Raw genomic sequence first — 9,561 nt, 5'->3', positions numbered from 1 at the left:
TTTAACCTCTCTGTTTAGGCTTTAAGACTTGGTCCACAAAGAATCTGGTAGGTGAATTTCCATTGCCTGACCTGGGGCATATCGTCGCGAATCCCCACGGCTGACGCCCCCCTGCCCGGCTTCCCTGTCCCGGCTCCAATGCGTACCACGTGCTGCTCGCCAGCATTTCTTGAGTTGCAGTGTCAGTTACCGTCACCGTGGTACCGGCCACCCACAACTGGCGGCCGGCAGGGTCGTTCAGATTGGCGAACGAAACTGCGTAGCGCGCTGGTGGCTCGTCGGTGGTTTGGCGCAGGAGCTCAGTCGATCTAGGGCCACTCAATCGGTAGCGATAAACAGAGCCATCAGCTTCTTTAACATCCACGAACGCGTATCCCGAGAACGTTCTGTGGCCTGCCGTATTCGATGAAAGGTTGTTTACGTAACCGCGATAGCCATAACTCGATGCAGGTGCTCGCTGCTCCCAGAACAGGAACGTTCTGATGTAGTCATCGCCGCCTGACTCGTCCGGCAATCCTGCATCTGACCAATTCGGATTAGCTCGATTGAGAGCTTTGTCTTCAGACCTTACGTTCATCAGCAGCACGCCCTCAACGTCGTCCACCGTCTTGTAGATCTTCTCCCCCGCCGTCTTGCACCGTTCCTCAAACAAGCTCTGCGCCGCCGCAAGCTTGCCGCGATACTCGATCGCTCCATACATTTCACGCGCAATGGGCGAAATGAACAGCGCGAGAACTATCGCCGCATAGACGAGCTTGCGAGTCCAGGTCTTGCCCATCCAAAGCGCAAAGCAGATTCCGCCCAGGGCAAGCAGGAAGTACAAACTTCCCGCTGCGGCGAATAGCGCATCAAAACCAGCCAGCTTCAACATTTTTCGGTTATCCAGAGAGCGACATGCTGCGGAAGACCGGTAGCAGCGCATAAAGGACGCCAGCCGCTCATTGCACCCTCTTGCGATGCGTGCCGTAAGCGCTCATCGCAACGGCGCACCACTGCGATTTCTGTTCGCTCCACGTTCCGGACGTGCAAAATTCGGCGGCTTTTGCCATCGCGTTGAGCAGCGGCGCAGTGGCGATCAGCACAAACAGCAGAAATTTGGTCAGCAAGCGCAGGGACCGGTCGGGTATCAGGTTGCCGGTTTTTTCGACGACCCATCCGCACAAGGCGATCCATGCCGTTATCACGATGAGAAGGGCGGCGCCTTTCATCGGTCGCTTTTGTTTTGAAGGAGCTCAAGCATGCCTTCGCACGCCATCACCTGTTGATTCAACATAAACCTCACCTCGCCTTTTCTTTCTTTTCTTTTTCGATTTCTTGGTCGCTGGACTGTAAAGAGATGTGGGGAAAGGCGCCAATAGTGTTTGAGCATTCACAAATACGCATCTCTCATAGAGAGAATGGACACAAACACCGGCGCCCCACAAGGATGAACACAGACCCAGACACGCACGCGCCTGTCCACGCGGACGAGGCGCGCGAGGAGAACTGAAAAAATGGGAGTGCGAAGGCACCGTTGATGCCCGTCAGGGGACAGGCAGAAAAACCGAACACAGAATCAGCGCTGTGGCGTACAGCGCTGACCGCACTGACCGCGAGCGTCAACGTTCCGCGCCAACGAGAACCAGGCAAGCATAGCCGCGCAGGCTGCGCGTGTGGCTGCCGGTTCTAAGTCGGACTCAGGAGTGTGGCGGCAAGAGCGCCGAGGGCGGCATGCACCCTGGTATCACTCTTCCAGCAGGCGTACCTTCACGCTTTTGCCCTTGACCCTGCCGGCCGTGAGCTTGTGCAGCGCCTGCTCCGCAATGCTGCGCTCCACCGCGACGTAGGTGGAGAACTCATTGACGTTGATCTTGCCGACTTGTTCGCGCGTGAAGCCGGCCTCGCCGGTCAATGCGCCCAGCACGTCGCCCGCGCGGATTTTTTCCTTGCGGCCGCCGACGATCTGCAGGGTCACCATGGGCGGCAGCAAGGGCTCATTGCTCGCAGGCGTCAGCTCGGCCAGTTTGTGCCATTCTGATTCGGCTTTCTGCAGCACTTCGATTTTTCCGACGTAGCCCATCTCGTCCATGCTGGCCAGACTGATGGCCCAGCCCTCTTCGTCGGCGCGGCCGGTGCGGCCTATGCGGTGGATATGCACCTCGGCGTCGGGCGTGACGTCGACGTTGATGACCATCGCGAGCTGCGCGATATCCAGGCCGCGCGCGGCGACGTCGGTGGCCACCAGCACCGAGCAGCTGCGGTTGGCGAACTGCACCAGCACCTGGTCGCGCTCGCGCTGCTCGAGTTCGCCGAACAAAGCCAGCGCGCTGAAGCCCTGCTCCTTCAAATAAGCCACCAGTGCGCGGCACTGCGACTTGGTGTTGCAGAACGCCAGCGTGCTGGCCGGGCGGAAGTGTCGCAGCACCTGCGCGACGGCGCCCAGGCGGGCTTCATCATGGTCGCTGTCGGGCACCTGGTACCAGCGCTGCTGTATCTTGGTTTTTTCATGCTGGGCCTGGACCGCGATGGTTTGCGGTGCCTTCATGAACTGCTGGCTCAGCTTGGCGATGCCTTCGGGGTAGGTGGCCGAGAACAGCAGGGTTTGCCGCTCTTTGGGGCACTGCTTGGCGACGGTGACGATGTCCTCAAAAAATCCCATGTCCAGCATGCGGTCGGCTTCATCGAGCACCAGGGTGTTGAGCGCCTCGAGCGTGAGGTTGCCGCGCGCCAAATGGTCCATGATGCGGCCGGGTGTACCGACCACGATGTGGGCGCCGTTTTCCAGGCTGGCTGTCTGGTTGCGCAGCGGCACACCGCCGCACAGCACCACGACTTTGGTGTTTTCCTCGGCACGCGCCAGCCGCCGGATCTCGGTCGCCACCTGGTCGGCCAGTTCGCGCGTGGGACACAGCACCATGGCCTGCACCGCAAAGCGCCGCGCATTGAGGTTGGCCAGCAGGGGAATGGCAAAAGCCGCGGTCTTGCCGCTGCCGGTCTTGGCCTGGGCGATCAGGTCCTTGCCGAGCAGCGCCACCGGAAGGCTGGCCGCCTGGATAGGTGTCATGCCGAGGTAGCCGAGCTGCTGCAGGTTGGCCAGCATGGCGGGCGTCAGCGGCAGGGTGTTGAAGTCAATGCTTGCTGCGCCGGATGCGGTCGTCTTCGATGGGGTGTTCATGCACTGATTATCGGTGCGCAAGATTCAAAGGACTTCTACACGCGCGTGCGCATGGCGGGGAGCAGCGGCCAGACACGTCGGCGCATGCTCCCAGTTGACCGCCATTCTTCCGAACGGGTGGAAAGCCCGCCCGCAGCGAACGGGACGCTTTCAAAGCCGATCGACCTGATGTATCATACAACAAAACAACGTATCATTGATTGATACATTGAGATGAGATTCTTTTTGTGGGAAAACCTGGTCTAACCGAATGGAGCATGGGAATGGAAATCGTATTGAATCATCCGCGTCGCTTGCTGGTGGCTGCTATGGCTGTGACGCTGTCGGGTATTGCGTCGGCCGCGGACTTGCGCATCGGTTTCAAGTCCGAAGTGACGTCCGCCGACCCGCATGTTCTGAGCGCCGCGAACCGCAGTGTCTGGGTGAACGTCTACGACTCGCTGATCGGTCAGGACGAAAAGCTGCACCCCGTTCCGCTGCTGGCCTTGTCCTGGAAGGCGATAGATGACAAGCAATGGGAGTTCAAGCTGCGTCCCGGCGTCAAATTCCACAACGGCGAGCCCATGACGGCCAACGACGTGAAGTTTTCATTGGACAGGGCCAAGGCGCTCGCCGGCCCGCGGACATTCAAGACCTATTTGAGAACGGTCGACAGCGTCCGGGTCCAGGATCCGCTGACGGTCATCATCAAAACGAAAGAGACAGCGCCGACCCTGCCTGAAAACGTGGGCCTCGTGGCCATCCTTCCCAAAGGAAGCGGTGCGGAGATCAAGGAGGAGGACTTCGAGAAGGGGAAAGCGGCGATCGGCACCGGGCCTTACAAGTACGCAGGACTGATTCCAAGCCAGCAAGTGACCATGACACGCAATGAGGCGTACTGGGGTGCCAAGCCCGCCTGGTCCAAAGTGACCTACCAGTTCATCCCCAAAGAACCGGCAAGGGCCGCCGCGATGCTGGGCGGAAGTGTCGACGTCATTGACGGGGCGGCCGGTGGTTTGAGCGACACCTTGAAGAAAAGCGAGAAGGTGTCCGTGGTCTCGACGCCATCCTATATGTTCAATCACCTGCACATGGACCAGTTCCGCCCGGTTTCCCCCTACGTCACGGGCAACGACGGAAAGCCGCTGGCTAAAAACCCCTTCCAGGACAAGAGAGTCCGCCAGGCGATCACAATGGCCATCAACAGGCAGGCCATCAACAAGTTCGTCATGAAGGGCGATGCCGAACCCGCAACGCAGATCGTTCCCGCCGGATTCTTCGGATACGAGCCTGCGCTGAAGCTTCAAGCCGCGGACACGGCGCGCGCCAAAGCCCTGCTGGCCGAAGCCGGGTATCCCTCCGGATTCAAGGTGGTCCTGCATTGCACCAACGACCGCTACCTCAACGACGCGAGGGTCTGCGAGGCCATTGCCCAGATGCTGACCCAGGCCGGCATCAAAACCGACGCCAGGACCCTCCCCTATGCCAACTTTGTGACCCGGGCCACAAGCGGCGGTGCGGGCGGCATGCCTGAGTTCAGCCTGGCCATGTTTGGCGTCGGCGCGGTTCTCGGCGATTCGCTGGAGCCTTACACCGCCTCAGTCACCACCTTTGACAAGGCCCTGGGAACCGGAGCCAACAACTACGGCCGCTACAGCAACAAGGAGTTTGACGCGACCATCCAGTCCGCCTCCAGGACACTGAACGAGAAGGAACGCGAGGAGCTGCAGCGAAAGGCCGCAAGACTGGCCGCTGAGGACGTTGCCCTCGTACCAGTCCACAACGCGAAGGCGGCCTGGGGATTGCGAAAAGGCCTGAGCATGGCCCCGCGCAGCGACGGGCTCACCCTCGCGAGCAGTATCAAAGACACGGCCTCAAAGTAAGCCAACCAACAAACCGGGCGGTGGCGGTTTCCGCCGCGCCCAACCAGGGAAATCAATGAAAGACTCGACGTTCAGCAATCTCGCTATGGTGATTGAACGCAATGTGATGGTTGCCATGAGGGACGGCACCAGGCTGGCCACCGACATCTACCGCCCGAGGGCGGAGCCCGGCGAGGAGGGACGATCATTCCCAGTGATCATGGAACGCACCCCGTACGGAAAGCACCTCGACAGCCGCACTGAACGCGAACCGGGAAGCACGGGCCCCATGTCGCGGGAAGAGGTCGCCACGTATTTTGTGGCCCAAGGCTATATCGTTGTCTACCAGGATTGCCGCGGCAGGTACGGCTCCGAAGGAACGTTCACCAAATACCTCAGCGAAGCCGACGACGGCCACGACACCTGCGCATGGATAGTCCGCCAGCCCTGGTCCAACGGCAAGATAGCGACCAAGGGCCTTTCCTACGCGGCGCATACACAAATGGCACTGGCGTCCACGGGCGCGCCGGGCTTGGTGGCGATGTATGTCGACTCCGGCGGGTTTTCAAACGGCTACCAAAGCGGCATTCGCCAGGGCGGGGCTTATGAGTTGAAGCAGGCGGCCTGGGCCGTCCTCTTCGCATCCAGCATCGCCCAGAGGTCGGGAAACACGGCTGTCGCGAGCACATTGAAGAATATCGATGTCGACGACTGGTTCAGGAGAATGCCGTGGCGCCGCGGGAATTCCCCGCTTTCCGAAACACCCGAGTATGAAGAGTTTCTCTTCGACCAATGGGAGCGGGGCTCGTTCGATGAGTACTGGAAGCAGCCCGGCATCTATGCGGAAGGCTTCTACCATCACCTGAAAGATGTAGCCACGGTTCACATGTCTTCCTGGTACGACGTCTATACGCGCACCGCGGCCGAGAACTACATGAGCCTCAAGAAGATGGGCGCACCCGTGCAACTCGTCTTCGGCCCGTGGGTGCACGGCAACCGCTGGTTGAGCTATTCAGGCGATGTGGACTTCGGCGAACAATCCACCTTCGGCCCTCACCTTGCGGCGACTTTTCTCGAAGCCAGGCTGAAGTGGTTTGACCGCTGGCTCAAAGGCCTGCCGGCCGCCGAAGAGGATGCACCGGTGCGGCTGTTTGTCATGGGAGGCGGCTCGGGCAGGAAGAATTCTGAAGGACGGCTTGACCACGGCGGCCGCTGGCGCTCCGAGCAGGATTGGCCGATTCCAGATGCGCAGTACAAGCCCTACCACCTGCACACCAATCGTTCTCTTTCGCTCGCCATCCCGCAGGGCGATACCGGCGTCTTGCAGTATCGCTTCGACCCGGAAAACCCGGTGCCCACTTTGGGCGGCGGCGTGGTTTCCCGCCCGCCCGGGATACTGGCCGGTGCCTTTGACCAGACGACCGATGAGCGCTTCTTTGGCTGCGCGGAACCCTTCCACCCCTTGACGGACCGTGATGACGTGCTTTCCTTTTCCACCGATCCGCTGCCGCAAGACATTGAAATCACAGGGCCTGTGGTGGCGAATCTATGGATATCTTCCGATTGCCCCGACACGGATTTCACCGTCAAGCTGGTCGATGTCTACCCGGCCAACGAAGACTATCCAGATGGTTTTGCGATGAACCTCACCGACGGGATTTTGCGGGTGCGGTACAGGGACTCATGGGAGAGCCCGGAGTTGATGACGCCCGGAACCATCTATCCCATACGCATTGAGGCTTTTCCCACCAGCAACCTTTTCAAGGCCGGGCATCGCATCCGGGTTGACATYTCGAGCAGCAACTTCCCACACTTTGACGTCAACCCGAACACCGGGGATCCTGAAGCCCAGGCGACGACAAGCAGAGCGGCTCTCAACAAGGTGCATATGAGCAGCCGGTACCCATCGCACGTGGTGCTTCCCGTGATCCCGAAGCGTTCTTGATCAAGTGAAGCGAGGACCTGAGGCCCTGCGCCACAGTCAGGCCGCGGACGCGCCGGCGCGGTAGCCGAGCTCCGCCGAAAGGTCGTCGGCCGCCGCGCACAGCGGCTTTGCCAGCTTTTCAAGCCCTTTGGGCGTAATGCGGCTTGAAGGAATCGAGATTGCCATGGCTGCGATGACTTTTGACGTGCCGTCGCGAACCGGCGCAGCAATGGAGAGGACCTCCGTTGCGATTTCGCCCAGGGACGTGGCGTAGCCCTGCTTGCGGATCTTAATCAGCTCCTCGTTCCATTTGGAGCGCTGGACGATGGTGTTGGTGGTGAACTTCTGGAAGTCCTGGGCAAAGAACTCGTTCAGAAATTCCGTGGACGCGTAGGCCAGCAACACCTTTCCGGAGGCGCCGCCGTGAAGAGGCCTTCTCATGCCGACGGAGCCGTGGATGCGCACATCGTGGGTGGAGTCCCACCGCGCGACGGACACCGACTCAAAGCCGTCGCGCACGCGGATCTGCACAATCTCGTTGAACTGGCTGGCCAGCTGCTGAAGGTATTTGCCGGCTTGCCGCACCAGGCTGACCTGCTCATCGGCGGCGAGCCCCACCAGCAAGGCGTTGTAGCCCAGGTGGTATGTGGCGGCATCACCTGATCGCTGCACGAAACCGCGCCGCTCCAGCGTGCTGAGAAGGCGGAACGCCCTGGCCTTGGTGATTTCCGATCTTTTGGAAAGCTCGGTCACGCCCAACCCCGGGTTCTGGGCTACGAGCATCAATAAGCCGAGTGCTTCATCTACCGACGCGACGTTATAGTCCATTGCCTTCTTTGGCGCCGATTTGCTTTCGGCGGTTGTGTTTGAATTAGCGAAGCATTCTACCGTCCGGGCTCAATACGATGATGTCGACATATGACGAGCCCGAGTGATTGTTCGGAGAAAAATTGATGCTGAATCCGCCAAGATTCAGGTCTCTCAATGACTCCAAGGATCGTTTGATCTTTGCCGAAGCCGGGTTAGGCCCGGCGCGCTTCAAGCCTTCGGCCAACACCCTGGCCGCGATGTAGCCCTCGGTCACCGCCAGGTTCAAGTCGGACCCCGGTGCGCCATATTTTCTGTGGTCCTCCTGCATCTCCCTCACCAGAATGGACGTCTTGCTGGAGGGATCGGGGACAACCAGCGCTATGCCCAGGCCGTAGGCCGCCTGTTTGCCGATTCTTTTCACAACGGCGGCGCCATCAGTCACCGAAAGCGCAACGACAAACGCCGAGCTTGCGCCCTGGCGGAAGCTTTTGTAGAACTCGGCGGTCGCGGCGCTCGTCGCCACGGCGATCACCGCGTCGGGTTTCGCTTTGAGAATCGTTGTGACCGCCTCGCCGACGTTGGTCGTGCCGTATTCGTAGCTCGCGGTGCCGGAGAGCTGCAGGTTTTTTGCCTTGATGGCGCGCAGTGCCCGGTCATAGCCCTCGATCCCGAACGGGCTCTTCTCGTAGAGAACCGCGATGCGTTTGTGCCCGATGATGCCCATGTGGGACACAATCTTCTGTACCTCCTGGGCATAGTTGGCGCGCGTATGAAAAATCCAGGGATCCACCGGCTCATGAAGCGAAACGGCTCCCGTGCGAGGCCCTACCAAAGGGATGCCGGCTGCGGCGAGCACCTTTTCCCGAACGAGGGCCTCCACCGGGGCGGTTCCGGAAAAACCAATGAGCGCGACAGGCTTCTCTTCCTGGAGGATCTCCCGGGTTTTCTCCACCGAGTCGGCGCCCTCCGGCCCGCGGTCCCTGGTGACGAGCTTCAGCCTTGCCCCGTTGATGCCACCCCGGTCGTTCACGGCATCGAAATACAGCTGAACGCCCACCTTGACCTGGCTCGCCGCAGAGGCTGGGTCCTTGAGCTGGCCGACCTGGCCTATCACGATGTCTTGCGGAGCGGATGAAGCAACGGCGCTGGCTGTCGCCAGAATGCTTGTGATGATCCAACGTTTAATCGACATGGCTATGCCTTCCAAAATAATGAAACCTGTTTAGGCATTCCTGTTGCCTATGACAAAAAGCCCGCCGGCGGCGGGCTTTGCGAACCGGATGTTCAGGCCGGTTCCTGTGGCCTTCAGAAGTTGTGCTGGATGCCGACGCCGTAAACGCGAATCACGTCATTGGCCACGCGGTTGTTCGGGTCCTGGCGGTCATAAAAGGCGTAGAGCGAGGTGCGATTGCTCATCTTGTAGGAGTAGCCTGCCTGGAAGCGCTTGAGCTTGGCAGCCGGATCGCTCTGCACGTCCTTGCGGATGTAGTTGGCCATGACCTTGCTGTTGGGCGTCAGGTCCCACGAAGCCCCGATCATCTGCGCATCGACCTTGCTGCGTGACAGCGGGCCGCCCGCGAAGTTGTCGCGGTTGTAGACCGCCCAGGCACGGACCTCGCCGAAGTCGTAGGAGCCGACCAGCATCCACTTGTTCTTGAAGTCATTGAGCAGCGCGCCGCCGCGCTTGCTGTCCGTGCCGTAGCCAAAGCCCAGGCCCAGCGGGCCGCCGCCCTCGCCGTAGCTGACCGAGACATCGGTCTGCTTGTAATCGCCCTCAAAGCGAATCGGGCCCGCGGGAGTTTCCGCCAAGCCTTCACCGTTGAGGTAATGGC

The 9,561-nt window shown here is 60.3% G+C and carries 8 protein-coding genes; 2 read left to right on the top strand and 6 right to left on the bottom strand.

Going from position 1 to position 9,561, the window contains the following annotated elements; all coding sequences use genetic code 11:
* Window position 1 precedes the first annotated feature (1 nt).
* The 3 genes from AC1DXS_RS13625 to dbpA all read right to left on the bottom strand — a co-directional run bounded on the left by AC1DXS_RS13625 (window position 2) and on the right by dbpA (window position 3,154).
* Complete coding sequence (locus AC1DXS_RS13625; RefSeq protein ID WP_477738021.1) at window positions 2–871, bottom strand: hypothetical protein; 870 nt, start codon at window positions 869–871, stop codon at window positions 2–4.
* Between the two features lie 67 nt (window positions 872–938).
* Window positions 939–1,208, bottom strand: coding sequence for a hypothetical protein (locus tag AC1DXS_RS13620; RefSeq protein ID WP_477738020.1), 270 nt, complete (start codon window positions 1,206–1,208; stop codon window positions 939–941).
* Window positions 1,209–1,723: 515 nt separating this feature from the next.
* On the bottom strand, window positions 1,724–3,154 hold the full coding sequence (gene dbpA / locus AC1DXS_RS13615) for an ATP-dependent RNA helicase DbpA (RefSeq protein ID WP_477738019.1): 1,431 nt from the start codon (window positions 3,152–3,154) through the stop codon (window positions 1,724–1,726).
* 263 nt (window positions 3,155–3,417) lie between these two features.
* Here dbpA and AC1DXS_RS13610 point away from each other — a divergent pair, with 263 nt between their 5' ends.
* Window positions 3,418–5,016, top strand: a complete 1,599-nt coding sequence (locus AC1DXS_RS13610) for an ABC transporter substrate-binding protein (protein WP_477738018.1) — start codon at window positions 3,418–3,420, stop codon at window positions 5,014–5,016.
* Window positions 5,017–5,071: 55 nt separating this feature from the next.
* Window positions 5,072–6,940: a CocE/NonD family hydrolase gene (locus tag AC1DXS_RS13605; protein ID WP_477738017.1), complete on the top strand. Its 1,869-nt coding sequence runs from the start codon at window positions 5,072–5,074 to the stop codon at window positions 6,938–6,940.
* Between the two features lie 36 nt (window positions 6,941–6,976).
* Here AC1DXS_RS13605 and AC1DXS_RS13600 read toward each other — a convergent pair whose 3' ends face one another.
* From AC1DXS_RS13600 to AC1DXS_RS13590, 3 genes are all read right to left on the bottom strand, one after another.
* Complete coding sequence (locus tag AC1DXS_RS13600; protein ID WP_477738016.1) at window positions 6,977–7,747, bottom strand: IclR family transcriptional regulator; 771 nt, start codon at window positions 7,745–7,747, stop codon at window positions 6,977–6,979.
* A 43-nt stretch (window positions 7,748–7,790) separates the two neighbouring features.
* Complete coding sequence (locus tag AC1DXS_RS13595; RefSeq protein ID WP_477738015.1) at window positions 7,791–8,921, bottom strand: ABC transporter substrate-binding protein; 1,131 nt, start codon at window positions 8,919–8,921, stop codon at window positions 7,791–7,793.
* Window positions 8,922–9,034: 113 nt separating this feature from the next.
* The coding region (locus AC1DXS_RS13590) for a porin (protein ID WP_477738014.1) at window positions 9,035–9,561 on the bottom strand (527 nt) is incomplete at its 5' end.

This window comes from Polaromonas sp. P3_B1 (assembly GCF_056402935.1).
Note: the sequence above shows the minus strand (reverse complement) of the source record. Positions and strands in the feature narration are given on the sequence as shown.

Bases quoted from the DNA above. Each gene is read 5' to 3' on its own strand.
- AC1DXS_RS13625 (WP_477738021.1), bottom strand. From the start codon at position 871: ATGTTGAAGCTGGCTGGTTTTGATGCGCTATTCGCCGCAGCGGGAAGT.
- AC1DXS_RS13620 (WP_477738020.1), bottom strand. From the start codon at position 1,208: ATGAAAGGCGCCGCCCTTCTCATCGTGATAACGGCATGGATCGCCTTG.
- dbpA (WP_477738019.1), bottom strand. From the start codon at position 3,154: ATGAACACCCCATCGAAGACGACCGCATCCGGCGCAGCAAGCATTGAC.
- AC1DXS_RS13610 (WP_477738018.1), top strand. From the start codon at position 3,418: ATGGAAATCGTATTGAATCATCCGCGTCGCTTGCTGGTGGCTGCTATG.
- AC1DXS_RS13600 (WP_477738016.1), bottom strand. From the start codon at position 7,747: ATGGACTATAACGTCGCGTCGGTAGATGAAGCACTCGGCTTATTGATG.
- AC1DXS_RS13595 (WP_477738015.1), bottom strand. From the start codon at position 8,921: ATGTCGATTAAACGTTGGATCATCACAAGCATTCTGGCGACAGCCAGC.